The sequence below is a fragment of the Micromonospora sp. MH99 genome, assembly GCF_021442385.1.
Taxonomy (GTDB): Bacteria; Actinomycetota; Actinomycetes; order Mycobacteriales; family Micromonosporaceae; genus Micromonospora.
Map to the genome: position 1 here is coordinate 15851 of NZ_MUZA01000057.1, position 25370 is coordinate 41220.

The following is a 25370-nucleotide window of genomic DNA, read 5'->3' on the forward strand; positions in this document are numbered from 1 at the left end:
CCACGTGCCTGGCGTACATCCTGCAACCAACCGGACGCGCCGGCGGCCCCGGACGTGACGGCGGACCGGTGGCGCATCGAGCGGCCTCGACTCGATAGGCGGCGTCGGCGGCCGGCGTCGACGGGCCTCGACGCGCGGATGGCCGGCGGGTGGGCGATGATCCGAGGATGAGCGAACCCCGGCAAGGGCAGAGCGGAGCTGTCGTGGCGCCGGACGGCGGGTCGGTGCGGGACCTGTTGCGGGTGACCGCGCCGGTGGATCTCGCCGCCATCGACCCCCGGTCCACGCCCGGCCTGCCGCCGCCGGACGTCATCGGCGAGCACCGCAAGACCTGGGCCCGTGCCCAGGTGGAGCTGGTCGGCGAGGAGTTGGGCCGGCAGCAGGAGATGCTGTTCGCGATGGCCAAGGCCGGCTCGGCGCGGCCGGCGCACCGGGTGCTGCTGGTGCTCCAGGCGATGGACTGCGGTGGCAAGGACGGCACGATCAAGCGGGTCGCCGGCGCGATGAACCCCCTGGGTCTGCACATCCGCTCGTTCGGTCCGCCGACCCCGCAGGAGCTGCGGCACGACTTCCTGTGGCGGATCCGCCGCGCGCTGCCGCCGCCCGGGTACGTGGGGATGTTCAACCGCTCACACTACGAGGACGTGTTGATCGCCCGGGTCGGGTCGTTGGTGCCGGAGCCGATCTGGCGGGCCCGCTACGACCAGATCAACGCCTTCGAGCGGGAGCTGGTCGACGACGGGGTGACAGTCGTGAAGGTGATGCTGCACATCTCGTACGCCGAGCAGGGCGAGCGGCTGCTGGAACGGCTCACCGATCCGCACAAGCACTGGAAGTACAACCCGTCGGACGTCGACTCCCGCGCGCAGTGGGACGACTACCAGGCCGCGTACGCCGAGGCGCTGAGCCGGTGCGGCACGGACGCCGCGCCGTGGTTCGTGGTGCCGGCGGACCGCAAGTGGTATCGGGACTGGGCGGTCGCCCACCTGCTACGGGAGACGTTCGACACGCTCGATCTGGGGTATCCGCCTGCCGATTTCGACGTGGCGCGCGAGCGCGAGCGGTTGGCCGCTGGGGGTGCGGGGACGGTTGGGACACCCGAGATGAACAGCAGGTGAACGAGCGGTGAATGTGGCCTGGCCAGGGGTGGGCCGGCGAAATTGCGGTTCTGGCGTTTTCTAGCATTCACCGAGCGGACGCCTTCGGACGCCGCCACCCTTCCACCGACGCGACGAGGTCTGTGCTGTGAAGTTTTCCTTCCGCCCCACCGAGGGCGCCTTCTACGAGCTCTTCACCAGGGCCGCGCAGAACCTGGTCCGGGGCACCGCGTTGTTGAACGAGCTGGCTCTGCCCGGTGTCGACGTGCAGTCGGTCAGCGAGCGGCTGACCGAGGTCGAGCACGACAGCGACCAGATCACGCACGATCTCTACAAGAAGATCAACTCGACCTTCATCACGCCGTTCGACCGGGAGGACATCTACCGGCTCGGCTCGCTGCTCGACGACGTGATGGACCACCTGGAGGCGGTCGGCGACCTGCTGTACCTGTACGGGCTGACCGAGCTGCCGGCGCTGCCGCGGGAGCTGCACGAGATGGTCAACGTGCTCGACCAGCAGGCCAAGCTGACGGCCGAGGCGATGCCCCGGCTGCAGTCGATGAAGGATCTCGAGGACTACTGGATCGAGTGCAACCGGCTGGAGAACGAGGGCGACCGGATCAACCGGCAGCTGCTCGTCCGCCTCTTCTCAGGTGAGTACGACGCGTTGACGGTGCTGAAGATGAAGGAGGTCGCCGACGAGCTGGAGGCCGCCTGCGACGCCTTCGAGCACGTGGCCAACACGGTCGAGACCATCGCGGTCAAGGAGTCCTGAGCCGGTGACTCCCGAACTCATCGCCGTGCTGGCGGTGATCGTCGCAGCCATGGCGTTCGACTACACGAACGGCTTCCACGACGCGGCGAACGCAATCGCCACAAGCGTCTCCACCCGTGCGCTGACACCCCGGCTCGCCCTGCTGCTGGCCGCGGTCGGCAACTTCGTCGGCGCGCACTTCGGCGCCGGGGTGGCCAAGACCGTCGGCGACGGCCTGGTCACGCTCCCGCCCGGCGTGAGCAGCCTCGGCGTGGTCTTCGCCGGTGTGCTCGGCGCCATCGCCTGGAACCTGGTCACCTGGTACTTCGGCCTGCCGTCGTCGTCCTCGCACGCCCTGTTCGGTGGCCTGGTCGGCGCGACCCTGCTGTCCGCCGGCGGAGTGGTGCAGTGGGCCACCATCGGCGAGAAGGTCCTCCTGCCGATGGTGCTGTCGCCGATCGTCGGCCTGACCCTGGGTTACCTGCTGATGCTGGCCATCCTCTGGCTGTTCCGTAAGGGGCAGCCGGGCAAGCTCAACCGCGGTTTCCGCTGGGCACAGACCCTCTCGGCGGCGGCCATGTCCGTCGGCCACGGCATGCAGGACGCGGCGAAGACCATGGGCATCATCGTGCTGGCGCTCTACACCGGTGACTTCCAGAGCGACAAGACGCACATCCCGGGCTGGGTCTTCTGGACCTCCGCGACGATGCTGGCGCTCGGCACCTACTCGGGCGGCTGGCGGATCATCCGCACCCTCGGCCGCAAGATCATCGATCTCGGGCCTCCGGAGGGCTTCGCCGCCGAGACGGTGGCCAGCGCGGTGCTCTACTTCAACGCCCTGGTGCTGAAGGCGCCGATCTCCACGACCCACACGATCACCTCGGCGATCATGGGTGTGGGCGCGACCAAGCGCCTCTCCGCGGTCCGCTGGAACGTCGCCGGCAACATCGTGATCGCCTGGATCATCACGTTCCCGGCGGCGGCGCTGATCGCCTGCCTCACCTACCTGCTGGTCCGGCCGATCTTCGGCTGACCTTCGGGAAAGGGGCCCCTCGTCACGGTCTCACCGTGGCAAGGGGCCCTTCGCCGTTCAGACGTAACGCACGCCGATCTGCTCGCGCACCGTGTCCAGCAGGGTCATCACCTCGAGCGTCGTGGTGTGCGGCACCAGCGGACTCTCGGTCAGCCCGGCGGCCAGGCACCGCTGGACCTCGATCGCCTCGTACTGGTAGCCGTTGCCGACCTCCGCACCGGAGATCGTCTCGGGCTCGAAGCCGTCCCGGTGCAGGGTCAGCGAAGCCGGCCGGAAGAACGGCTCCGGCAGGTCGATGCGGCCCGTGCTGCCGGTGATCGAGGCGGCCAACGAGCTCGCCCCGACCATGCCGCAGCTCAGCGTCGCCACCGCCCCGCTGTCGTAGCCGAACAGGATGCCGGTGTTCTCGTCGGTCCCCTCCGGGCCCAGGTGCGCCCAGGAGCGGATGTGCTGCGGCACGCCCAGCAGCAGGTGCGCGAGGCTGATCGGGTAGATCCCCAGGTCGAGCAGGGCGCCCCCACCCAGCGCCGGGTTGCGCATCCGGTGCTCCGGCGGGAACGGCCCGGCCACCCCGAAGTCGGCCCGGACGTTGCGCACCGTGCCGATGGCGCCCTCGGCGATCAGCTGGACCGCGCGGAGGATGAGCGGGTTCGTCCTCATCCACATGGCCTCCATCAGGAAGACCCCCGCGGCGCGCGCGGTTTCCACCAGCTCGGTGCTGGTGGCCAGTTCGAGGGTGAAGGGCTTCTCCAGCAGCACCGCCCGGCCGGCGGTCAGGCAGGTCAGTGCCGCCTCGTGGTGCGCGGCGTGCGGAGTCGCCACGTAGATCACGTCAACCTCCGGATCGGCGGCCAGCTCCACCCAGGAGCCGTATGCGCGCTTCGCGCCGTACGTGTCGGCGAACCGCTGCGCGCTGTCGGCGGAGCGGGAGCCGACCGCGACCAGTTCGGCGTCCGGCACCAGCCGGAGGTCTTCGGCGAAACGGCTGGCGATGTGGCCGGTGGCCAGGATGCCCCAACGAGTCATGCCGGAACGCTAACCCCTGTGCTGGCGGGGCGAACGCCGCCCCTCGCTGACCCGGCCACCCCCCGGATTCCCCCTTTGCTCTGCTTCAGCCCAGGCAACACCGACGGGCCGTTTCTGTCGCCTCCGCTGAAGCAGAGCAAAGGGACTGAGCTGAGCATGGGTCAGCGGCGGCCCGGCAGCGCGGTGTGGCGGCGAACTAGGCTCGCGGCATGACGATCGACAGTGACGGCTTCGTCGCGCCCGCCGCCCTGGTCGAGCACGCCCGCCGGTTCCGGGCCGAGGGCGGCACCCCGGCGACGCCGCGCGTCGCCGCCACCGTGCTGCTGCTGCGTCCGACCGACACCGACTTCGAGGTGTACGTCATCCGCCGCGTCGCCGCGATGACCTTCGGCGGGATGTACGCCTTCCCCGGCGGCGGGGTGGACCGCTCCGACTCGGAGGCGCACGTGGACTGGGCCGGCCCGACGCCGACCGAGTGGGCGGACCGGCTCGGGGTGGCCCCGGACGCCGCCCAGGCGATCGTCTGCGCCGCCGCCCGGGAGGTCTTCGAGGAGGCGGGCGTGCTGCTCGCCGGCCCGGCCCCGGCCGCCGCCGGTGGGCTCCCCGCCGAGGCGCATCCGACGGTGGTGGGTGACGTCAGCGGTGACGACTGGGAGGCGGCCCGGCAGGACCTGGAGGGGCGTCGGCTGGGCTTCGCGGCGCTGCTCGCCGACCGTCAGCTCACGCTGCGGTCGGATCTGCTGCTGCCGTGGAGCCGCTGGATCACCCCGGAGTTCGAGCCGCGCCGCTTCGACACGTACTTCTTCGTCGCTCTGCTGCCGGCGGGGCAGCGGACCCGCGACGTCTCCGGCGAGGCCGACCACACCCTCTGGATCCGTCCGGCGGACGCGCTGGCCCGCGCCGAGGCGGGCGAGCTGACCATGCTGCCGCCGACGGTGGTCACGCTGGCCCAGGTGGCGGCGGCTGGCGACCTGGCCGGGGTGGCGCGGGCGGCGGCCGACCGGGACGCCGCCACGCCGATCACTCCGCGCCTGGACCTCCCGGCCGACGGCGAGCCACGCTTCGTGCTCGGCTGACCCGGTCGGCGGCCCGCCGTATCCCTGGGGTACGGCGGACCGCCGGTCGGTCAGTAGTGCCCGACGTAGCGGTAGTCGGCGTTGAGGCTGCCCGGAACGGCGTGCGCCGGTGCCAGCGCGTCGAACGGCGCCACCGTGAGGAAGCGGACGAACTGCTGGTCCGGCTCCTCGTTGGGCGCGTAGGTGAGGACGTCGATGTCGCCCGGAGCGACGTCGCGCTCGACCCAGTCCATCAGCGGCTGCAGGAACTCCGGGATGCCGACCTCCGACGGGTGCTCGGTCGGCTCCGGCCCGAACAGGCAGTGGTAGCCGGCCGGCACCAGGTACAACCGCGTGAACGCCTCGCTGCCGCCGCGGCGCTGCACCGCCGCGTAGTAGTCGACGGTCGAGAACGGAGGGACGGACGGGTCCGCCCAGCCGTGGTAGAGGATCAGCTTGCCGCCCTGGTCGCGGAACGCGGACAGGTCCGCGTCGGTGGCGTTGTAGATGGCGTCCCCCAGCACGTTCAGCCGCTCGAACGTGGCCCGGGTGAACCGCACATCGGTCAGCTGGAAGTCGGCCGGTGGGTTCTGCGGGTACGCGAGGTACCTCAGGTAGTTGAGCGCGATCCTCGCGGTGTTGCCGTCCACCGGGGCGCCGGAGCGCACCACGAACTCGTCGATCCAGCCCAGCTCGGATCCGTACGGCATGCCGCCCGGGTAGAGGCCGTTCGGGCCGCGGTAGAACGCCACAACTGCCGCCACCTGGGCGGGCGTGAGGCAGTCGGGCCGGTCGGTGCCGCGCGGGCAGCGCAGCGACGACGGCTGGAACCCGCACCGCCGGGGATCCTCGATGACCGAGCCGCACTGTCGAACAACCGCCTCGTGCAGCGCGGGGATCTTTTCCGGGCCGAGGATCTGCCGGCCCGACGCGTCGGTGTTGCGCAGCACCACCCAGGCGTTGAGCAGCGCCAGCGGCGCCAGGTTGTGTACCGGTGCGCCGGCCAGGATGCCGTCGAAGTCGGACGGGAACCGCTGCGCCAGCATCAGGCCCTGCCGACCGCCGGTCGAGCAGCCGTCGAAGTACCGGTACGTCGGCCCGTGCCCGTAGTACGCGACCATCACCGCGTCCGCCACCCGCCGCAGCCGGTGCTCGGACAGCAGCCCGAACTCCAGTCGCGCCCGCGGGTCGGCGCCCCAGGTCGCCGGCTCGGTGGTCTGCGGGTCGCCGGTGTGCCCGGTGTCGTCGGAGGCCAGCACCAGCCTGCCGTCCCGCGCGGCAGCGCACTGGAACCCGAAGAGCGGCAGGGTCAGGTCGGGCACCGTGCCGCACAACCCGCTACAGCCCTGCTGCACGTACTGCCCCGTCCAGCCGGAGACGGGGAGCTTGACGGTGAACCGTGTCTGCGGCCGGATCACCCCCTGCACCAGGCAGAATTCCTGGCCCTCGGCGTTGGTGTCGCGCTCCGCCGAGGTGACCGACACCTGCGGGATCCGCGCACGCGCCAACCCCGCGCACCTGTCGGCGGGCGGGTCGGTGGCGGATACCGGCGTGACGATCAGGTGTACGACGGTCAGCAGTGCCAGCACAGTCCGGATCATGCTTCCCTCCTCTTTGGAGGGAGATTAGGCAGGCTGGCAGGTCTGCCGGATCAGTCCCCGGACGGGACTCGCGGTCATCCCCGGGGCGGAGCGGTGCCCGGCCGCACCAGGCCGCACTCGTAGGCGAGCACGGCCGCCTGCACCCGGTCACGCAGACCGAGCTTGAGCAGGATCGCCGACAGGTGGGTCTTCACGGTGGCCCGGCTGAGGACCAGGCGCTCCGCGATCTCGTCGTTGGAGAGTGCCCGCGCGACGAGCGTGAGCACCTCGACCTCACGGGCGCTGAGCGCGTCGAGCGCCGGTGGGGGAGTGCCGCCGGGCAGCTCGCTGGCGAACCTGTCGAGCAGCCGCCGGGTGACTGTCGGCGCGAGCAGCGCCTCACCGCGCGCCACCACCCGTACCGCAGTGGCCAGCTCGTCGGGGCGGATGTCCTTGAGCAGGAAGCCGCTGGCGCCGGCCCGCAGCGCCGAGAACACCGGCTCGTCCAGGTCGAACGTGGTCAGCATGATGATCCTCGCCGCCTGGCCGGCGGCGACCAGCCGGCGGGTCGCCTCGATGCCGTCCAGCCGGGGCATCCGTACGTCCATCAGGATCACGTCCGGTCGCAGACGCCCGGCCAGCTCGACAGCCTCCAGGCCGTCGCCCGCCTCGCCGACCACATCGAGGTCCTCGCGGCTCTCGATGATCATCGCGAACCCGGCCCGCACCAGGGCCTGATCGTCGGCGATCAACACCCGGATGGCCGCCGCCGTCATGGCGAGGTGAGCGGCAGGTCCGCCCGTACCCGAAAGCCGCCCCCGGGCACCGGTCCGGCGTCCAGCGTCCCGCCCAGCAGCCGGGCCCGTTCCTGCATCCCCACGATCCCCCGGTGCGCGGAACGGTCGACCCGGCCGCTCGGACGGGCCGGGCCGTCGTCGCGGATCTCCAGCCGGACCGACCGGGGCGAGCACCGCACCAGCACCCGGGCCGTCGTGGCCTGGCTGTGCCGCAGCGTGTTGGTCAGCGACTCCTGGACGATCCGGTACGACGAGAGGTCCACCGCCGCCGGCAACGGTGACCTGGCCGGCTCCCGGTCCAGTTCGACGGTGAGGCCGGTGGCCCCCAGCGACGCGGCCAGCGTGTCCAGTTGCGCCAGGCCGGGCTGCGGGGTGGCCGAGTCGGGCTCGGCGTCGGCGCTCATCGTCTGCAACAGCACCCGCAGTTCGGCCAGGGTGGAACGGGCCGCCAGGTCGATCGAGGCGAGCGCCGTACGGGCCAGGTCGGGTCGACGCTCGAAGACGTCCTGTGCCGCGCCGGCCTGCACGACGATCACCGACACCGTGTGGACCAGCACGTCGTGCAGTTCGCGGGCGATCCGTTCGCGTTCCTGGGTGACGATGCGCCGCTCGGAGTCCTGCCGGCGCAGCGCGCGGGTCCGGCCCAGCTCACCGAGGGTCCAGCCGAGCGCCGGGCCGGCGATCGCGAGCAGCACGTTGCGCCAGTCGCCGTACGCCAGCTTCCAGGGCGTGCCGGCCAGCAGCAGGCCGAGCACCCACAGCGACCGCGACGGTGGCCTCCGGCGCGCGTACCCGGCCAGCACCGCGGCGACCTGGCCGAGCCAGCCGATGGCCGGACTGAGCGCCTCGATGCCGATCCCGGCGAGGACGGCCACCGCCATCGCGGCCTCCGGGTGGCGGCGCAGCACCGCGATGGTGCTGGCCTGCACCGCCGCCAACGCGAGGGCGGCGGCGTAGCCGAGCACGTGGTGTGGACCGTTCGGCGTGACCAGGATCAGCGCCGCGAGCACGACGAACAGGCCGACGGCGACCCGCACGTCGGGCCGGCATCCGCGCAGGAGCCTGCCGGGTGAACGCACCTGATGATCGTAGGCAGCTCACGGATCGGCGGTCATCGGCCGTGGGAACGACGAAGCGGCCCGTCCGGAGACGGACCGCCTGCGTCGCGCACGGGAAGAGGGAGGCTCAGCCGAAGCGGCCGGTGATGTAGTCCTCGGTCTTCTTGACGCTCGGGTTGCTGAAGATCTTCTGGGTGTTGTCGTACTCGATGAGACGGCCCGGGTCGCCGGTCTTCTCGATGGAGAAGAAGGCGGTCCGGTCCGACACACGGGCGGCCTGCTGCATGTTGTGCGTCACGATGATGATCGTGAACTTGTCCTTGAGCTGGAACATCAGGTCCTCGATGGCCAGCGTGGAGATCGGGTCCAGGGCCGAGCAGGGCTCGTCCATCAGCACGACCTGCGGCTCGACAGCGATGGTCCGGGCGATGCAGAGCCGCTGCTGCTGACCGCCGGAGAGGCCCGCGCCGGGCTTGCCCAGCCGGTCCTTGACCTCGTCCCACAGGTTCGCCGAGCGCAGCGCCTTCTCGGCCGCCTCGTCCAGGATCGACTTGCGCCGCACGCCGTTGAGCTTCAGCCCGGCCACCACGTTCTCGAAGATGCTCATGGTGGGGAACGGGTTCGGCCGCTGGAAGACCATGCCGATGGTGCGCCGGACCGCGGTGACGTCCACGTCCCGGTGGTAGATGTCCTGGTCGTCGATGGTCAGGCTGCCCTCGACCCGGGCACCCGGCAGCACCTCGTGCATCCGGTTGATCGACCGCAGGAAGGTCGACTTGCCGCAGCCGGACGGCCCGATGAGAGCGGTGACGGTCTTCGGCTCGACAGTCAGGTTGATGTTCTCGATCGCCTTGAACCCGCCGTAGTAGGCGGTGACGTTCGAGGCGGAGACGCGCTTGGCCATGGTGGTACCTCCGGGGTTCATCGGCTGAGCCTGTTGCGACGGGCCAGCAGTTTCGCCGCGATCGTCAGGATGAGCACGAGGGCGACCAGGGTGAGTGCCGCCGTCCACGCCCGTGCCGGCGCGTACTTCGACGCGTCACCGGCCTGCTGGTAGACGAAGAGGGACAGCGACGACTGGTTGTTCTCGAAGGGGTTGGTGTTGATGGCGGCGCCGCCGCCGGCGACCAGGAGCACCGGTGCGGTCTCGCCGGCCGCGCGGGCGATGGCGAGCATGACGCCGGTGACGATGCCGGGCAGCGCCGTCGGCACCACCACCCGCAGGATGGTCTTCCACTTCGGGATGCCGAGCGCGTACGCGCCCTCGCGCAGTGGCGCCGGGACGAGGCGGAGCATCTCCTCGGTGGACCGGACGATGGTGGGCAGCATGAGCACGCTCAGCGCGAGCGCGGCGGCGAAGCCGGAGAAGCTCGGCCGGCCGTCGTTGAACCACGGCGACACGACCAGCACCCAGAACGCCAGCACGAAGAGGCCGGAGACGATCGACGGGATGCCGGTCATCACGTCCACGAAGAATCGGATCGCGAAGGCGAACTTGCCCCGCCCGTACTCGACGATGTAGATCGCGCAGAGGACGCCGAGCGGGACGGTGATCAGGGTGGCGAACCCGACCTGCTCCAGCGTGCCGACGATCGCGTGGTACGCGCCGCCGTTCGGGTCCCGGGCGCCGATGTTGTTCATCGAGGTCTGGAAGAAGTTGGCGTCGAACCGCTCGGCGCCCTTGCTGACCAGCGTCCAGACCACCGAGACGAGCGGCAGCACCGCCAGCACGAAGGCGGAGTGGATCAGTGCGCTCCAGGTGCGGTTGCGGGCCGACCGGCGCCCCTCGACCGCGTTGGCGGCGGCGAAGAGCCCGGCCAGGTAGAGGATCGCGCCGAGGACGACCACGAGGACCGGGCCGCCGATGTCGGTGCCGTAGACGATCACGGCGGAGAGCGCCAGGGCCGCCACGGCGATGGCCGGGGCGGCGTACCCGGGCAGCCGCCGGGCCCGCAGCGAGGACGGTTGGGCCGGCGGGCGGGTGCGGTGGGAGGTGACGGTTGTGGTCATGCGGCCGACTCCGTGAACTCCCGGCGGCGGTAGATGATCGCCCGCGCCGTGATGTTGACGATCAGCGTGATGGTGAACAGCACCAGGCCGGACGCGATGAGCGCGCCCCGGCCGGTCTCGTTCGCCTCGCCGAACGCGTTGGCGATGTTGGCGGCGATGGTGTTGCCGCCGTTCTGGATCAGGTTGAACGAGATGCCGAAGGTGATGCCGAGGGTCAGCGCCAGGGCGATGGTCTCGCCGAGCGCCCGACCCAGACCGAGCATCACCGCGGCGATGATGCCGGGGCGACCGTAGGGGAGCACCGCGGTGCGGAGCATCTCCCAGCGGGTGGCGCCCAGGGCGAGGGCGGCCTCCTCGTTGGCGGTCGGCGTCTGGAGGAACACCTCGCGCGAGAGCGAGGTGATGATCGGCAACACCATGATCGCGAGTACCAGGGCACCCAGCATGATCGACTTACCGAACGGGCCGTCGCCGCCGAAGATCGGGAGCCAGCCGAAGTACTCGTTCAGCCAGACGGAGAAGTCCCGGACCGGGTTGATGAAGATGTCCCGCCCCCAGAGGCCGAAGACCACGCTCGGCACGGCGGCGAGGAGGTCGACCAGGAAGCCGAGAGCGGTGCCCAGCCGGCGAGGTGCGTAGTGCGAGAGGTAGAGCGCGATCCCCAGCGCCACCGGCACCGCCATGAGCAGCGCCAGCGCCGCGCTGAGCACGGTGCCGAAGGCGAGTGTGCCGATGCCGAACTTCGGCTGCGTCTCGTTGGGGGACCAGCCCTCGTAGGACCAGAAGTTCTCGGTGTTGGCGCGCAGGGCCGGCACCGCCTTGGCGATCAGGAAGATCGCGATGGCGGCGATGATGACCAGAACGGCGGTGCCGGCGGCCAGTGTGAGACCGCGGAAGGCCCGCTCGGCGCCGAACTTGCGGCTGCGCGGCAGTGCGCCGCCGCCGCCCAGTCCGTCGCCGCCCGGGGAACGGGTGCTGACTGGTGCCTCGGCCACACGCGCCGAGGCACCGGCGGGCCACTCGTGACTCTGGGTCACGCGCGTCCCGCCGGTGCCGGCGTCGGCCGAGCGGTGAGGGGTTTCACCCATCTGCTCGCTCGATTCGGTTGCGGAGGTGGTGGGGTCGGGTCAGGAGAGGTTCTTGACCGCGGTCTCGACCTTGGTGCGGACCGTCTCCGGCAGCGGGGCGTAGCCGAGGTCGGTCAGCGAGTTCTGGCCCTCGGCGCTGGCGGCGTAGCCCAGCAGACCCTTGACCAGCGCCAGCTTGTCGGCCGCGAGGCCCTTGCTGCAGACGATCTCGTACGTCGCCAGGACGATCGGGTAGGCCCCGGCCTCCTTGGTGTTGTAGTCGATCGACAGCTTGAGGTCGTCGCCCTGGCCATCGATCTTGGCGCCGGCGATGGTCTTGCCAGCGGCCTCGGCGGTCAGCGCGGCGAACTCGCCGTTACCGTTGCCGATCTTGGCCATGTTCAGGCCGGCGTTCTCGGCGAACGACCACTCCATGTAGCCGATGGAGCCGTCGGCGCCCTTGACCGAGCTGGCCACGCCGTCCGAACCCTTGGCGCCGGTGCCGCCCGGGGCCTTCCACGCCTTGGCGTTGCCCAGCGTCCAGTCCGCCTCGGAGGTCTTCGAGAGGAACTTGGTGAAGTTGTCGGTGGTGCCCGACTCGTCCGAGCGGTGGACGGTCTGGATGGTGGTCGCCGGGAGCTTGGCGTCCGGGTTGTCGGCCTTGATCGCCGCGTCGTCCCACTTGGTGACCTTGCCGGCGAAGATCTTCGCCAGGGTGGCCGGCTTGAGCTGGAGGTTGTCCACGCCGCTGACGTTGTAGGCGACGGCCACCGGGCCGATCACCATCGGCAGGTGGATGGCCTTGCCACCGGCGCACTTGGCGTCGGCCTGCGGCTGCTCCTCCGGCTTGAGCGCGGAGTCGGAGCCGGCGAAGTCGGCGGTCCCGGCGATGAACGCCTGGATGCCGGCACCCGAGCCGGAAGCCTCGTAGTTGATCGTGGTGCCAGCGCACTTCTGCTGGTACGCCTTGATCCACTCGGCCATGGCGTTCTTCTGCGCCGACGAGCCCTGGGCGTTCAGCGTGCCGGTAGCGCAGTCGACCGCGGCGGCCGAGCCCGCGGCAGTTGCGCCGGAGGCGGGCTCGTTGTTGTCCGAGCCGCATGCGCTGAGACCGAGCGTCGCGGCAAGAGCGAGGCCGGCAATAGCGCCGTACCGCTGGAGCTTCACCTGAGGGGTTTCCCTTCGCGTCTGACTTGGCGCCCCGATCCCGGGGCCCGAGGACCGGCTTTGACCGGCTGACACGAAAGTTAGAAGTGCCAGGTAGCCGGTTCGCCGGTCGCAAGTGAACGCAAGGTGAACACGTACGGCCCCCGAGGTGACCGCTTGCTGAGGGTGAGTTGTCCGTTAAGTGAACCGGGATACACCTGTCGGAAGTATGGGTATATATCCGGTTCAGCGTTATCCCGCCGACGCTCGGCCGTTACCCGCCGGTGACTCGCTCGGCCCGACTGCCGACGGTCAGCCCAGGTGGTAGTTGATGTGCGCGGACCAGCGGGCGAAGCCCAACCGCTCGTAGAGCGCGACCGCCCCGCTGTTCGAGTCGTCCACGAAGAGCATCACCCGGTCCAGACCCCGCTTGTCCCGCAGGTACGCGAGCCCCGCGGTGGTCAGCGCCCGACCGAGCCCGCCACCGTGCGCGGTCGGCTCCACGCCGAGCACGTACACCTCGCCGATGCGGGCCGACCCGGGCCGCTCGTGCACCTTCGTCCAGTGGAAGCCCAGCAGCCGACCGGTCGAGGTCTCCTCGGCGAGCAGGAAACCGGCCGGGTCGAACCACGGCTCGGCGAGGCGGACCCGCAGGTCGTCCGAGGTCCACCGCCCCTGCTCGGGATGCTCGGCGAAGGCCCGCGCGTTCAGGGCCAGCCAGGCCGCGTCGTCGGCACCGGGGCGGAACGCACGCAGCGTCACCCCGTCGGGCAGACGCGGCTCGCCCAGCGGGGCGGCCAACGGCCGGCGTAGCTGCCAGAGCACGCGCGCCCGGCTGAACCCGAGGTCCACGGCGAGCGCCGCCGCCGACGGGTGGTCGCCGTGCGCCCACGCCCGCAGCGGCCCGGTGGCCGAGGCGAGCACGCCCCGGGCCAGCGCCCGGCCCGTGCCCCGCCGCCGGTACGCGGGGTGCACCACCAGCTCCACCCCGATCCCGCCCACCGGGTCGGTGGTGTCGAGGTGGGCGTACCCGGTGAGGGTGCCGTCATCGGCGCGGGCCAGCAGGTGTACGGCCGGCGCCTGCGGATCGCGCAGGCGGAGCAGGACGTGTTCGTCGAGCGGGTCCGCGCCGTCGGTGTCGCCCGCCGTGCGCGCCAGGGCCAGCACGTCGGCGATCTCCGTCGGGGCCAGTCGGTCGGTCCGGGTCACCTGGTCGCTGGTCGGCTCCGCACTGCTCATTGGATCACCGTAGCCGCTGCGTCCGGTGCGTCCCGGACTCTCGCCCGAGTAAGGGGAAGTGGCTCACGTCGGGTCGGTGGGCAGTGCCTCCAACTCGTAGCGCGAGCTGAGTGCGGGCAGGATCCGGCGCAGCGCGTCGACGGTGCCCTGCCGGTCCCCGCCGGCATCGTGCATGAGGACCACGGCACCCGGTTCCACCTGCGAGAGCACGGTCGCGGCGATCTTGCTGGCGCCCGGGGCCTGCCAGTCCGACGGGTCCACCGACCAGTGCAGCGGAGTCATGCCGAGCTGCTGGGACACCGACACCACCGGATACGTCCAGGCGCCGCCGGGTTGGCGGTACCAGACGATCGGGGCGTCCGGGACCGCCGCTCGGATCGCCTCGTTGGTGCGGACCAGGTCGGCGCGGATCTGGTCGGCGGACTTGTTGCCCAGGGTGACGTCGTGGTGCCAGGAGTGATTGCACAGGGTGTGGCCGTCGGCGACGATCGCCTGGACGAGGTCGGGATGATCCTGCGCGTTCTCGCCCACCACGCAGAACGTGGCCTTGACGTCGTACTCGCGCAGGATCGCGAGGACCTGCGGGGTGTAGCGCGGGTCCGGCCCGTCGTCGAAGGTCAGCGCGAGTCGGGCGTTGCCGGTGTCGGTGTGGGCGCCGAACAGCTTGTCGCCGCTGGCGTTCTGCCCCGAGCCGTCCTGGCCGGCCTCGGTCGGGCCGGCGCTCTGGCTCGCGGTCGGGCTGCCCGTCGGGGTGCCGGTCGAGGGCTTCTCGGGAGGCTGGTCGGCGTAGTGCGTGCCGTCGCCCTCGGTGGTGACACCAGTGGCGTGTCGCTGGGTCTGGTCGGGGACGAGACTGCGGCCCAGCACGTACGCCGAGCCGAGCAGCGCGACCACCACCACCGTCACGATCACTGCCGCGCGCGCGGTCGAGCTGACCCGCGTCACGGCTTCCGCCCGGCTGGCCGGACGCGCCGGCCCCTCGCCCCCGTGCTACCTGCCCGCACCGTCGCCCCCTTTTCCGACAAACCCGGCAGTCAGAATATGACCGGCGAGCCGCGCAAAAGGGGCATATGGGAAATCGCCCTGGCTGGTTAGACGGGCAGCGGCGCGTGCTCCGCCTCGGGCAGGGAACGCGACGGCGGGACGACGAACTTGTAACCCACCTGGCGGACCGTGCCGATCATCGACTCGTACTCCGAGCCGAGCTTGGCGCGCAGCCGCCGAACGTGCACGTCCACCGTTCGGGTGCCGCCGAAGTAGTCGTAGCCCCAGACCTCGCGCAGCAGCTGGTCGCGGGTGAACACGCGGCCCGGGTGCTGGGCGAGGAACTTCAGCAGCTCGAACTCCTTGTAGGTGAGGTCGAGCGGGCGACCCTTCAGCTTGGCGGCGTACGTGTCGGGGTCGATGGTCAGCTCGCCGGCCCGGATCGAGCCGCCGGCGCCGGCGGTCGCGTTGCTCAGGCGGCCGACCGCGAGCCGCAGTCGAGCCTCGACCTCGGCGGGACCGGCCGACGCGAGGATGACGTCGTCGACGCCCCAGTCCGCGTTCAGCGCGATCAGGCCGGCCTCGGTCACCACCGCGACCAGTGGCACCCCGAGCCCGGTCGCGTGCAGCATCCGACAGGTCGCTCGGGCCTCGCTCAGCTCCGACCGGGCGTCCACCAGCACCGCGTCGGGGCTGGGCCCGGCAACCAGGGTGCGGACGTCGCGCGGCGCGGTGCGAACCGAGTGTGGCAGCAGGTCGAGCGCCGGCAGCACAGCCGACGGTTCCCCTGCGCGCGCGGTCACCAGCAGCAGGATCTCCACGATCACCTCCGTCCCGGCGGCGCAACGCCGCACGCGACCAGACACACTCGTGGCAGAGTGCGCTGAGAAATAGCGTGGTCCCGGCGTCGCTGACGGGCGGGTAACGCGTTGAGCGTAACCGATCGCCTCGGCTGCGCCTTGAGGTCATTTCCCGTTTGTCTAGCTTGCCCCTGATCGTGGCGCAGGTTTTAACGTTGCGGAAACCCGTGACCGGCGCGGCGGGCAGCCCATCTGGCACGATCGGGGCGTGTTTCCCTCCACCTCGCCCGACGCCGGCCGCGAATCGTGGTCCGACGGTCCCCGCCCGGGTCCGGCCGCTCCGACCCGTGGCCATCCGCCCGCGCCGCGCACCGGACCGGCCGTCGCCGAAGGCGAACGCCGTGGGCGGGGTGGGCCGCGCCGGGCCCGCCGCGCCGGGGAGCCGGCCCGTCGTTCCGAGGACGAGGTCGACGAGCCGGAGGAGGAGCCGGTCGCTCCGGTCGAGGTGCACCGGCCGCTGGCCCTGACCATCGCCGGCTTCGCCGCGCTGCTCGGGGTGGGTCTGGTGCTCGGCGCGCAGACGTCCGGGCCGGGGCACCGACTGCCGTTCGCGTTCATCGTCTTCGGCGTCCAACTGCTGTTCGTGCTCGCCTGGACGATGGCCATGCGTCCACCCGCGCTGCTGCTGGTCGGCGGGATCAGCGCCGCGGTCGCCGCGGCCGCCGACATCGCCGCCGTCCAGAGTGACGTCGCCGGTCTGGCGCCACTGGGCTACCTGGCCGTCGGTGGCTTCCTCGCCGCCGTGCTCGGCCAGCTGGTCCGCCGCGTCGACCGGGTCCGGGTCACCGACTCTCTCGGCGCCACCCTGCTCATCGTGGTCGGGGTCGTGGCCTTCGGCACCCTCATCGTGCTCAGCCGCATCCCGGCCGGCACCCAGGCGATCACGGTCTGCCTGACCGCGAGCGGGGTCGCGCTGACCGTCGCCCGGCTCACCGACGCGGTGCTGCCGTGGCCCCGGCTGGCCCCGCAGGTGCCCCGGGGCGCGGCAGGCGTCGTCGCCGGCGCGATGGTGGGCACGCTGGGCAGCGCGCTCCTCGGCAGCTATCTGGTGACCCCCTTCACGCCGACCCGGGCCGCGGTGATCGGCCTGGTCGCGGCCGTCACCGCAGTCCTCTCCGATCTCGCCGTGGGGTACGCGGAGGCGGGCCGCCTGATGGCCGGCGAACCGCCCACCATGTGGGTCGCCCGGCACATGCAGGGTCCGCTCGGCGGATTCGCCCTGGCCGCACCGGCCGCGTACGCCATGTGCATGCTGTTCCTCTGAGCCCACGGTTGAGGCCGGTGCCGGTCGGGTACCTACGGGTGCGCCGCGCTGCGGCACCGGTTCGGACTCCCGCCGATCAACGGCGGGCGGAGACAGGAGGCGGCGTGGCCCAGGAGTATCCGGCTGGCGAAGCCCGGCCCCGACGGCGCGGTCGCAAGCTGCTCATCGGCCTGGTCGTCCTGCTCCTGGTGGTGGGGGGTCTGCTGGTGGTCGCCGACCGCGTGGCGGTCGGCGTGGCCGAGCGGCTCATCGCCGAGCGGGTCAGCCAGGAGGTCAGCAAGCAGGGGGCGCAGTCGGCCAAGCCCGACGTCGAGGTCGGCGGGACGCCGTTCCTCACCCAGGTGCTCAACGGGCGGTACGAGCGCATCTCCATCACTCTGCGGGACGTGCAGGCGTCGGTCGAGGGTGACGCCGTACGGCTGCCGGTGCTGGACGTGGACGCCCGCAACGTGCGTGCCTCGATCGACACGCTGCGGACCGGGCAGGGCGACATCGTCGCCGACACGGTCAACGGCACCGGCACGATCAGTTACGAGAGCCTCGCCGCGCTACTGAACCGACCCGGGCTCAAGCTCGGCGAACTGGGCGGCAAGCTCGCCGTCACCGCCCCGGTCGACATCCTCGGTCAGAAGTTCACAGTCGCCGGCACCGCCGACGTCACCGTCGCCGAGAACGGCAAGGTGGCCCTGCGCTTCAACAACCTGGACGCCGCGGGCCTGCCGAACCTGCCGCTGGCCCGGCTGGCCCTGAACCGGTACGCCCAGGGGATCTCCATCGACGTGCCGCTGCCCGAGCTGCCGTTCCAGCTCGCGGTCCGGGAGGTCCGGCCGTTGCCCGAAGGGCTGGCGGTCACCGCCGACGCGAAGAACGTGCCGATCAACTCCGCCGGCTGAGTCGCGCCTCAATCGTCCGGGCCGCTGGGACGCGTCAGCTGCCCCGCAGCCCGGACGATCCCGGATGGTGGTCGGTCCAGTGGCAGCCCGGTCACTGGCTGGTAGGCTCCGTGCTCATGGGGACCCACCTCACCAAACGGCGCGCGGTCGACCTGTGCCGCGTGGCCACCTGCCTGTGTCGCCCTGTCATCTGACGGCGGGGCTGTTTTCGGCCGCCTGACGGCGGCCACCGGCACGCAGGGTCCTCGACCCTTTCCGGTGATCCCACCGAACGCCCGGCAGCGGCGCCGTCGCACGAACCCGTGATCCCGTCCTTCCGCTGGGTCCCGCGCGCGGTGCGACAGTTCAACCCATCGATATTCGCGCGTTGGCTCACCATCCATCCTCACCAGGGAGTGATTCGATGAGTCGCGACACCGCACTCGTATCGGCCGAGTGGGCCGAGAAGAACCTCGACGCCCCGGGCGTCGTCTTCGTCGAGGTCGACGAGGACACCTCGGCCTACGAGACCGGCCACATCGCCGGCGCCATCAAGATCGACTGGAAGACCGACCTCCAGGACCAGGTCCGCCGGGACTTCGTCAACAAGACCCAGTTCGAGGCGCTGCTGTCCGAGCGGGGCATCAGCAACGACGACACCGTGATCCTGTACGGCGGCAACAACAACTGGTTCGCGGCGTACGCCTACTGGTACTTCAAGCTCTACGGCCACCGCGACGTGAAGCTGCTCGACGGCGGTCGCAAGAAGTGGGAGCTGGACGCCCGCCCGCTGGTCACCGAGACGGCGGCCCGCCCGGCGACCCAGTACGTCGCGCAGGAGCCGGACACCGCCATCCGGGCCTTCCGCGACGAGGTCGTCGCCGCGATCGGCACCAAGAACCTGGTCGACGTGCGCAGCCCCGACGAGTTCGCCGGGCGGCTGCTCGCCCCCGCGCACCTCCCGCAGGAGCAGGCGCAGCGGGCCGGTCACATCCCGACTGCGATCAGCGTCCCGTGGTCCAAGGCGGCCAACGAGGATGGCACCTTCCGCTCCGACGACGAGCTGCGCAAGATTTACGGCGACGCGGGGCTGGACGACAGCAAGGAGACCATCGCGTACTGCCGGATCGGCGAGCGTTCCTCGCACACCTGGTTCGTGCTGCAGGAGCTGCTCGGTCACCGCAACGTGAAGAACTACGACGGTTCGTGGACCGAGTACGGCTCGCTCGTCGGCGTGCCTGTCGCGCTCGGCGACGAGCCCGGGGAGGCCTGATCCGCCATGACTGCTCCCACCGCCGCGGGTTGCGCCGCACCCGACCAGGCCGCGCCGCTGCCGGCCAGCCTGGACCTGGAGAAGGAAACCGTCATCACCGGCGTCGTCCGCTCGTCGGCGGACGAGGCCGTGCCGGGCGCGTACGTCCGGCTGCTCGACTCGACAGGTGAGTTCACCGCCGAGGTTGTCACCTCGGCGGCCGGCCAGTTCCGGTTCTTCGCCGCGCCCGGTTCCTGGACGCTGCGGGCGCTGTCCCGGCACGGCAACGGCGACGCCGCCGTCACCGCCGGCCGGGGCATCAACGAGGTCGCCGTCACCGTCGCCTGACCCATCGCTCTGATCGACCGGGGCCGGTCACCCTCTGCGGGTGACCGGCCCCGGTCGTCGTCGCGCGGGTGGCCGGCGGCCGACAGGTCGCCGGCCATCCACGCGTGTCGGGTCAGAGGCCGGTGGCCCTCGTGCAGGACGAGACCGGATCGAGGGTGAAGTCGAGTGTGTCGACGATGCCCGCCTCGATCCGCGTGCGCTGCGTCTGCGGCACCCAGGCGTCCTTGGCGACGATCACGTCGTAGCGGCCCTTCGGCAGCCACCACACGTACCGGCCCTGGGCGTTCGCGGTCAGGGTGTAGCCGGTAGTCGTCCCCACCCGGTTCACCCGGACCGTCGCCGCGACCCCGACGGTGTCCCCGGCGCAGGTGACCCCGGTGACGGTGCCCTGGATCCTGCCCCAGCTGGCCGGCGGCGACACGTTCATCCGCACCGGCACCGCGGAGACGCGGTACGGCGTGTCGGATGCGACGCCCAGCTCGCCGGAGTAGGTGCCCGGCTGGTCCACGCCGGCCGCGACAGTGGCGTTCATGGTGACGGTGACCGTTCGGGAGGCGCCCGCGGCCAGCGTGAAGGTGCCCGGTGTCGTGGCGAGCCAGGGGAGGTCCGCCTCCCCGTCGCACAGCTCCAGGCCGCTCAGCCGCTCACTCTCGGCGGAGCCCACGAAGGACGACGGCGAACCACCGATCTTGTACGCGCCGCAGGCGGCGGCGCCCCGGTACCTGCCGAACTGGACGTTGGGCAGGTCGCGCCAACCTCCGGCCACCGGGTCGTACGCGATGGTCCGGTTGGTCACCGTTGTCGACGCGGCCGTGACCCCGCCGGCCAGGACCAGGAGGTCCCCGGCCGCCGTGTACTGGGAACCCCAGAGGTCCAGCGGCAGGTTCGGCAGTGGGCGCCACGCGTCCGCCGCCGGGTCGTAGCGGTAGGCGTCGGTGTACTCGGTGCCGCCGGTGCCGCCGGCGCAGTAGATCGCGCTGCCGATCCCGCCGCAGGAGAGCCAGGAGACCCGATGCGGGTAGGACGCGCCGGTGTGGAACACGCCGGTCGCCGGGTCGAAGACGACGAGCCGGTCCGAGTCGGTGCAGTCGTTGTCCAGGCAGCCCCCGACCAGGTAGACCTTTCCACCGGTCACCGCGCCGCCGGCAGCCGCCGCCGGGAACGGGTTGGTCGCTCCGGCCACCGTGCTCCACCGTTCCGTGGCGGGGTCGAACACGTCCACCGAGGCGACCGTGTTGTCGTCGACTCCCCAGCCACCGAGGACGTACACCTTGCCGCCGACGGCCGCCGCGACCGGCTTGGCCCGGGCGGTCGGCAGGTCGGGCAGCGCGGCCCAGGCGTCCGTGTCGGGTTCGTAGCGCCACGCCTTGCCTTCCAGGCCGCTGCCGCCGCCACCGCCGACGGAGTAGACCTTCCCGTCGAGGGTGGCCGCCGCGTTGTCGTAGACGCCGGCGGGCAGGTCGGCGATACCGGTCCACCCGTCCTGCGCCCGTGGCGCGGCCTCGGTTCCGGTCTCCGCCCCGCCGTACGCGGTACCCGTGCGGGCCTTGCTGATCCCCTTCATCCGCTGCTCCCGCAGCGGCGCACCGGCCCTGGACAGCAGGTCGAACCGTCCGCCGCGCTCCACCAGGTTGACGGCAGCCGGCGCGCTTCCGGTGTTGCGTACCGTCAGCTTGGTGGTCCGGGTGCTGGCGTACGACTGGTACGACTGGACGTTCGTGGGGGTGACGGTGAGTCTGCCGGCGGCCAGCGCGACGTCCAGCCGTCGGACCTCGTCGGCAGTCACCGTCGCCGTCTGCGTGGCCGCCTGGTACGGCGCGCGGCTGGCCGTGAACCGGTGCGCCCCGGTCAGCCCGGAGAAGAGCCGGTAGAAGCCGTCCGGCAGGGCCGGGTCGTCAGGTGTCGACGCCGACGTGCCACGGTCCGCCGGTCGGTCGGCGCTCACCACCGTGACCCCGTTGAGCGGCGTGCCGGTGTTGCGGTCGGTGGTCACGCCGAGCACCAGGCCGCCGGCTGCCGGCACGCAGTCGCGGTTGACCAGCTGCACGTCGTCCACCTGCCACCACCACGCGAAGGTGCCGTGGAAGCGGAACCGGACCTGCACGGCGGACGCCCCGGCAGCCGGATCCAGGGGCACCTCCTCGAGCAGCGGTCCACGTCGGCTGCTGGTCTGGTGCCAGACCGTGGTCCAGGTGGCGCCGCCGTCGGTGGAGACGTCCACGTCGGCGGCATCGGTCACGCCGACCGCCCGCCAGTCGCTGTGGAACCGCAGCACCGGCGCGGGTGTGGAGCGCAGGTCGACGGTCGGGGTCACCAGGTCGGTGTCCTGGGTCCTACCGGAGCCGAGACGGTCGCTGTCGGCGATGGCGAAGGCGCCGCTGCCGCCGGTGAGGTTGCCCCGCCCACCGGCGTCGTCGAAGGTCCAGCCGCCGTCCCCGGTGCGGTCGCGGACCGACCACCCGTCCGGCGCGGCGGCGCCGTCGAAGCTCTCGGCCAGGAGCGGCGTGCCGAAGCTGCCGGTGTAACCGGCCGCCGTGCAGGCGGTCTCGACAGGTACGGCGATGTCGGCCGGAACCGGCCCGTCGCCGGTGGCCACGTCCCGGGTGATCGTGCGGTAGCCGGGGTAGCGGGCGGTGACGGTGAGCCGGTACGTGGTGTCGCCCGGCACGGTGAACGAGTACCGCCCGGTGGCCGGGTCGGTGAACACCGGTCCGCCGGGACGGCCGGTGACCTCGATCCGGGCGTAGAGCGGCCAGCCGTGCCCGGAGCCGTCGGTGACCCGGCCGCTCACGGTGACCGACGGGTTCGCCGTCAGGGCGAAGTCCTCGGTGACCGTGCCGCCCTCGGTGACGGTGACGGTGGCCGTCCGCGCGGCGTACCCGTAGGCGCTGACGGTGACAGTGGCCTCGCCGGCCGGCACAGTGAGCGCGTACCGGCCGTCCGCGCCGGTGGTGGCGCTGCGGGTGCCGTCGCTGACTGTCGCGCCGGCGATCGGCTCGCCGTCAGCGGCGGCGGTGACCGTGCCGGTGATCCGCCCGACGGCGCCGCGCGGGGCGTCCCGCACCGCCGCGTACGCGTCCAGCCGGCCCTCGCCGAAGACGTTGTTGTCGGCGGCGGTGCCTCCGCAGGCGGTGGCGTCGACGTCGCGGGCGGTCCGGTCCAGCAGCTCCTCGGTGGCGGTGACGTCACCCTTCAGGCTCGGCGCCGCCGACCAGAGCAGCGCGACGGTGCCGGAGACGTGCGGCGCGGCCATCGAGGTGCCGTCGAAGGCGGCGTAGGAGTCGCCCGGAACGCTGGAGCGCACGTTGCTGCCCGGGGCGGCGACGTTCGGCTTGTACGACCCCGCGTCGGTGCCGCCGCCCCGCCCGGAGAAGTCGGAGATCGCGTCGTGCACGTCGTACGAGCCGACCGCGTACGCGTTGGCGTTGTCTCCGGGTGAGCCGGCGCTGCCGCAGGCCGGGCCGTCGTTGCCCGCCGCGAAGACGCCGAAGATGCCGGCCGCCCGCCAGGCCGCGATGGTCTGCTGGAACCACGGATCACCGCCGGCGCCGCCCCAGGAGTTGTTGACCACGTCGGGGCGCAGGTCGGGGCGGGGGTTCTGGCCGTTCAGGTCGGTCGGGGCCAGCACCCACTGGCCGGCCGCGAGCAACGACGAGTCGGTGCAGGAGTCGGTCTCGCAGCCCTTCGCGGTGATCCACTTCGCGCCGGGTGCGACGCCGATCTGGTTGCCGGCGCGGTCGTCGCCGACCATCGTGCCCATGGTGTGCGTGCCGTGGCCGTTGTTGTCGCAGGGCGCGGCGCTCGGGCACACGCCCGCCGGGTCGTACCAGTTGTGGTTGTGGTCGAACGCGCCACCGCCGAGGTTGCCGCGGTACGCCCCGACCAGCGCCGGGTGGTCGTACTGGACGCCGCTGTCGATGTTGGCGACCACCAGGCCCTCGCCACGGTCGGCGAACTCGCTCCACACCTGCGGGGCGTTGATGTTGGTGAGTCCCCACTCGGCGCCGTTGGCGCTGACGCGACCGCCGGTGACCGGTTTCGGCCGGAGCAGGGGATAGCTGCGGCTGGGCTCGATCCGGGCCACCTCGGGTCGCTTGGCGATCTGGTCGAGCAGCGCCCGGTCACCTGTCACGCGCACGGCGTTGGCGATCCAGTACGTGGTGTACGGCGCCTTGCGGGTGGTGAGCAGCGAGCGCAGACCCTTCTGGGTGCGCCTGGCGGTCGTCGTGAGCAGCCGGCGCACCTCGCGCGCCCGATCGTCCGCGTCGCGCAGCTTCGCCGTCCGGCTCAGCGGCGCGGTGTCCCGCAGGTAGACCAGGAAGCTCGCGCTGCCCGACGTGCCGAGCTGGCCGAGCAGGCGCTGGTCCACGTGGGCCGGTGTCGGCCGGGGCGCGGGTCGGGCGGCCACCGCGGGCTGGGCGGTGAGGGCCAGCAGGGCCGCGCAGCACGCGACGGCCGTCCGCCAGAGAGCGGACCTCAGGGTTGATGGTCGGAGCACTGTTCCTCCCCACGTTGGGTCCCGACGGGTTCGGGACGGGCGCGCACCGCCGTGCACAGTGAATAACGTCGGTCAGTGCCTGGTCAGTGACGTGGCGTCATTCCGACCGTTGCGACGGGCTCCCGAAATGCATCGGCATCCGTCACTATCTTCGGGTGGTGGTAGCGGGTGGTGCGGGCGGAGTCGGCGGGCCCGGTGCGGAGGTCCCGATCGTCGTCTGCGTCAGTGCGGACGCCTCGGTGCGCGAGCGGGTGCTGCGGCAGCTCGACGGGACCGGACCGGTGGTGACCTGCGCGGACCTGGCCCAGCTGCGGGCGATGCTGTTGCCATCGTCGGCAGGCGCGGCACCGGCCGTCGGACCGAGCACCCTGCCGGCGCCGCAGGGGCGCATCAGCTGGGGTGAGCTGGTCGTCGACCGGGCCGGGCACGTGGTCACCTGGCGGGGCGATCCACTCCCGCTAACCCCTACCGAACGGGAGCTGCTCGCCCGGCTCGTCGGTCCACCGCTCGTGGTGTGGAGCCACGAGCAGCTCTTCGCCGCGGTCTGGGCCGGCACGTACCTCGGCGACACGGCGATCCTGCACTCCGCGATCAAGCGGCTCCGGCGCAAGCTGCACGGGTTGCCGGGTGGGCCGCGGGTGCACACCGTGCGCGGGGTCGGCTACCGGCTCGACCCGCCGCCCCGGCCGGCCTGATCTTCCGCCGTCACCCCGACCGCCGACCGCTGCCTCCGGTGCGGCGGACCGCCCGTGACACCATGGCCGGGTGAGCGGTGCTGTCCAGACGGGTTGGGCCCCGTCGAGCGATCCCCCCGCGCCGGCACCCACCAGGCGTGGGCGGCGCTGGCTGCTGGTCGCGACAGTGCTGTGGGCCGTGCTGCTGGCCGGCCTCGCCTGGATGTCGGTCCGCGACGACCCGCCGACGGTGCGCGAGCAGCGTTCCCTCGACAAGGCCGCCCCGGTGGTCGACCGGGCGGTCGGTGAGCTGGCCCGGGCCGCCGGCACGGCCGGGCTGCTGGAGCTGGGCCCGGTGCGGGTCGACACCGGCTGCCGCGTCACCCCGTTCTCCGACGGCGCCGCGCTGCGCCGCGAGGTCGGCGTGCTCGCGCCCGCCGGCACCGAGCGCACCGTGCTGGCCGGCATCGCCGACCGGCTGCCGTCCACCTGGCGGGCCGGCGTCGGCCCCGGCCTGGACGGGCCGGAACTCCACGCCGACGCGGGCGAATTCGTCGCCGTCGAGGGACGACCGACCGGGGATGGCCGGCTCCGGTTGATCGTCGACACCGGCTGCCGGCCGCTGGGCGCCGGTTACGACCCGAAGCCGGCCACCGGCGCCGGCCCGGAGGCCGTTGCCCTGACGGCCGCCCTGACCGCGCTCGACAGGCCGGGCGACGCCGCGCCGGACCTGGTCACCGCGCCGTGCCCGGACAG

The 25370-nt window shown here is 72.0% G+C and carries 22 protein-coding genes and 2 pseudogenes; 12 read left to right on the top strand and 12 right to left on the bottom strand.

Going from position 1 to position 25370, the window contains the following annotated elements; genetic code table 11:
• Positions 1-167: 167 nt before the first annotated feature.
• The 3 genes from B0E54_RS24385 to B0E54_RS24395 all read left to right on the top strand — a co-directional run bounded on the left by B0E54_RS24385 (position 168) and on the right by B0E54_RS24395 (position 2884).
• Positions 168-1118 (top strand): PPK2 family polyphosphate kinase, encoded by a 951-nt coding sequence (locus B0E54_RS24385; RefSeq protein WP_234588327.1) that lies wholly within the window; start codon positions 168-170, stop codon positions 1116-1118.
• Positions 1119-1245: 127 nt separating this feature from the next.
• Positions 1246-1872, top strand: a complete 627-nt coding sequence (locus B0E54_RS24390; RefSeq protein WP_007465788.1) for a DUF47 domain-containing protein — start codon at positions 1246-1248, stop codon at positions 1870-1872.
• A 4-nt stretch (positions 1873-1876) separates the two neighbouring features.
• Positions 1877-2884 (top strand): inorganic phosphate transporter, encoded by a 1008-nt coding sequence (locus B0E54_RS24395; protein ID WP_234588328.1) that lies wholly within the window; start codon positions 1877-1879, stop codon positions 2882-2884.
• Positions 2885-2941: 57 nt separating this feature from the next.
• Here B0E54_RS24395 and B0E54_RS24400 read toward each other — a convergent pair whose 3' ends face one another.
• A complete protein-coding gene (locus B0E54_RS24400; protein ID WP_234588330.1) occupies positions 2942-3910 on the bottom strand; it encodes a Gfo/Idh/MocA family protein in 969 nt (322 codons plus the stop codon).
• A 209-nt stretch (positions 3911-4119) separates the two neighbouring features.
• On the opposite strand from B0E54_RS24400, the gene B0E54_RS24405 reads away from it, so the two are divergent.
• Positions 4120-4986: an NUDIX hydrolase gene (locus B0E54_RS24405; RefSeq protein ID WP_234588332.1), complete on the top strand. Its 867-nt coding sequence runs from the start codon at positions 4120-4122 to the stop codon at positions 4984-4986.
• Positions 4987-5036: 50 nt separating this feature from the next.
• Here the strand turns inward: B0E54_RS24405 and B0E54_RS24410 are convergent, their stop codons facing one another.
• The 10 genes from B0E54_RS24410 to B0E54_RS24455 all read right to left on the bottom strand — a co-directional run bounded on the left by B0E54_RS24410 (position 5037) and on the right by B0E54_RS24455 (position 15673).
• On the bottom strand, positions 5037-6566 hold the full coding sequence (locus B0E54_RS24410) for a tannase/feruloyl esterase family alpha/beta hydrolase (protein ID WP_234588334.1): 1530 nt from the start codon (positions 6564-6566) through the stop codon (positions 5037-5039).
• A 74-nt stretch (positions 6567-6640) separates the two neighbouring features.
• The gene (locus tag B0E54_RS24415; RefSeq protein ID WP_234588336.1) at positions 6641-7321 is read right to left on the bottom strand and encodes a response regulator transcription factor; all 681 of its coding nucleotides are present in this window, start codon (positions 7319-7321) and stop codon (positions 6641-6643) included.
• Positions 7318-8421: a sensor histidine kinase gene (locus B0E54_RS24420; protein WP_234588338.1), complete on the bottom strand. Its 1104-nt coding sequence runs from the start codon at positions 8419-8421 to the stop codon at positions 7318-7320. Before B0E54_RS24420 ends, B0E54_RS24415 begins: the two co-directional genes overlap by 4 nt.
• A gap of 106 nt (positions 8422-8527) precedes the next feature.
• Positions 8528-9304, bottom strand: a complete 777-nt coding sequence (gene pstB / locus B0E54_RS24425) for a phosphate ABC transporter ATP-binding protein PstB (RefSeq protein ID WP_234588357.1) — start codon at positions 9302-9304, stop codon at positions 8528-8530.
• 17 nt (positions 9305-9321) lie between these two features.
• Positions 9322-10410 carry a phosphate ABC transporter permease PstA gene (pstA, locus tag B0E54_RS24430; RefSeq protein ID WP_234588340.1) on the bottom strand — a complete coding sequence of 363 codons (1089 nt, stop codon included), beginning with the start codon at positions 10408-10410 and terminating at the stop codon, positions 9322-9324.
• Positions 10407-11498 carry a phosphate ABC transporter permease subunit PstC gene (pstC, locus tag B0E54_RS24435; protein ID WP_234588341.1) on the bottom strand — a complete coding sequence of 364 codons (1092 nt, stop codon included), beginning with the start codon at positions 11496-11498 and terminating at the stop codon, positions 10407-10409. The genes pstA and pstC overlap by 4 nt, the downstream gene beginning before the upstream one ends.
• Before the next feature lie 39 nt (positions 11499-11537).
• Positions 11538-12644, bottom strand: a complete 1107-nt coding sequence (gene pstS / locus B0E54_RS24440; protein WP_234588342.1) for a phosphate ABC transporter substrate-binding protein PstS — start codon at positions 12642-12644, stop codon at positions 11538-11540.
• Between the two features lie 291 nt (positions 12645-12935).
• Positions 12936-13862 carry a mycothiol synthase gene (gene mshD, locus B0E54_RS24445; RefSeq protein WP_234588343.1) on the bottom strand — a complete coding sequence of 309 codons (927 nt, stop codon included), beginning with the start codon at positions 13860-13862 and terminating at the stop codon, positions 12936-12938.
• Between the two features lie 63 nt (positions 13863-13925).
• Positions 13926-14807, bottom strand: a complete 882-nt coding sequence (locus B0E54_RS24450; RefSeq protein ID WP_234588344.1) for a polysaccharide deacetylase family protein — start codon at positions 14805-14807, stop codon at positions 13926-13928.
• A 146-nt stretch (positions 14808-14953) separates the two neighbouring features.
• On the bottom strand, positions 14954-15673 hold the full coding sequence (locus tag B0E54_RS24455) for a response regulator transcription factor (protein WP_179781168.1): 720 nt from the start codon (positions 15671-15673) through the stop codon (positions 14954-14956).
• Positions 15674-15914: 241 nt separating this feature from the next.
• Between B0E54_RS24455 and B0E54_RS24460 the strand changes: the two genes are divergently transcribed.
• The 5 genes from B0E54_RS24460 to B0E54_RS24475 all read left to right on the top strand — a co-directional run bounded on the left by B0E54_RS24460 (position 15915) and on the right by B0E54_RS24475 (position 19442).
• On the top strand, positions 15915-16970 hold the full coding sequence (locus B0E54_RS24460) for a hypothetical protein (protein ID WP_234588345.1): 1056 nt from the start codon (positions 15915-15917) through the stop codon (positions 16968-16970).
• A gap of 104 nt (positions 16971-17074) precedes the next feature.
• Positions 17075-17863, top strand: a complete 789-nt coding sequence (locus tag B0E54_RS24465) for a DUF2993 domain-containing protein (RefSeq protein WP_234588346.1) — start codon at positions 17075-17077, stop codon at positions 17861-17863.
• A gap of 116 nt (positions 17864-17979) precedes the next feature.
• Positions 17980-18057: an Ms5788A family Cys-rich leader peptide gene (locus B0E54_RS32935; protein WP_310503780.1), complete on the top strand. Its 78-nt coding sequence runs from the start codon at positions 17980-17982 to the stop codon at positions 18055-18057.
• 209 nt (positions 18058-18266) lie between these two features.
• Positions 18267-19115 carry a sulfurtransferase gene (locus B0E54_RS24470; protein ID WP_234588347.1) on the top strand — a complete coding sequence of 283 codons (849 nt, stop codon included), beginning with the start codon at positions 18267-18269 and terminating at the stop codon, positions 19113-19115.
• Positions 19116-19121: 6 nt separating this feature from the next.
• Complete coding sequence (locus B0E54_RS24475; protein WP_234588349.1) at positions 19122-19442, top strand: DUF1416 domain-containing protein; 321 nt, start codon at positions 19122-19124, stop codon at positions 19440-19442.
• Positions 19443-19554: 112 nt separating this feature from the next.
• On the opposite strand, the gene B0E54_RS24480 is transcribed toward B0E54_RS24475, so the two are convergent.
• Positions 19555-23940 carry a S8 family serine peptidase gene (locus B0E54_RS24480; protein WP_234588351.1) on the bottom strand — a complete coding sequence of 1462 codons (4386 nt, stop codon included), beginning with the start codon at positions 23938-23940 and terminating at the stop codon, positions 19555-19557.
• 209 nt (positions 23941-24149) lie between these two features.
• On the opposite strand from B0E54_RS24480, the pseudogene B0E54_RS32940 reads away from it, so the two are divergent.
• The 3 genes and pseudogenes from B0E54_RS32940 to B0E54_RS24490 form a co-directional block, all read left to right on the top strand.
• Positions 24150-24270: pseudogene (locus tag B0E54_RS32940) on the top strand (transcriptional regulator); the annotation flags it as partial.
• Between the two features lie 65 nt (positions 24271-24335).
• Positions 24336-24635 (top strand): annotated as a pseudogene (locus tag B0E54_RS32945) (winged helix-turn-helix domain-containing protein); the annotation flags it as partial.
• 70 nt (positions 24636-24705) lie between these two features.
• Positions 24706-25370, top strand: a 665-nt coding sequence (locus tag B0E54_RS24490) for a hypothetical protein (RefSeq protein ID WP_234588353.1), incomplete at its 3' end; no start/stop codon positions are given.

Excerpts from the sequence above, each read along its gene's own strand:
- pstC (WP_234588341.1), bottom strand. The coding sequence starts at position 11,498 with ATGGGTGAAACCCCTCACCGCTCGGCCGACGCCGGCACCGGCGGGACG.
- mshD (WP_234588343.1), bottom strand. The coding sequence starts at position 13,862 with ATGAGCAGTGCGGAGCCGACCAGCGACCAGGTGACCCGGACCGACCGA.
- B0E54_RS24400 (WP_234588330.1), bottom strand. The coding sequence starts at position 3,910 with ATGACTCGTTGGGGCATCCTGGCCACCGGCCACATCGCCAGCCGTTTC.
- B0E54_RS24475 (WP_234588349.1), top strand. The coding sequence starts at position 19,122 with ATGACTGCTCCCACCGCCGCGGGTTGCGCCGCACCCGACCAGGCCGCG.
- B0E54_RS24470 (WP_234588347.1), top strand. The coding sequence starts at position 18,267 with ATGAGTCGCGACACCGCACTCGTATCGGCCGAGTGGGCCGAGAAGAAC.
- B0E54_RS32935 (WP_310503780.1), top strand. The coding sequence starts at position 17,980 with ATGGGGACCCACCTCACCAAACGGCGCGCGGTCGACCTGTGCCGCGTG.
- pstB (WP_234588357.1), bottom strand. The coding sequence starts at position 9,304 with ATGGCCAAGCGCGTCTCCGCCTCGAACGTCACCGCCTACTACGGCGGG.
- B0E54_RS24410 (WP_234588334.1), bottom strand. The coding sequence starts at position 6,566 with ATGATCCGGACTGTGCTGGCACTGCTGACCGTCGTACACCTGATCGTC.
- B0E54_RS24415 (WP_234588336.1), bottom strand. The coding sequence starts at position 7,321 with ATGACGGCGGCGGCCATCCGGGTGTTGATCGCCGACGATCAGGCCCTG.
- B0E54_RS24385 (WP_234588327.1), top strand. The coding sequence starts at position 168 with ATGAGCGAACCCCGGCAAGGGCAGAGCGGAGCTGTCGTGGCGCCGGAC.
- pstA (WP_234588340.1), bottom strand. The coding sequence starts at position 10,410 with ATGACCACAACCGTCACCTCCCACCGCACCCGCCCGCCGGCCCAACCG.
- B0E54_RS24405 (WP_234588332.1), top strand. The coding sequence starts at position 4,120 with ATGACGATCGACAGTGACGGCTTCGTCGCGCCCGCCGCCCTGGTCGAG.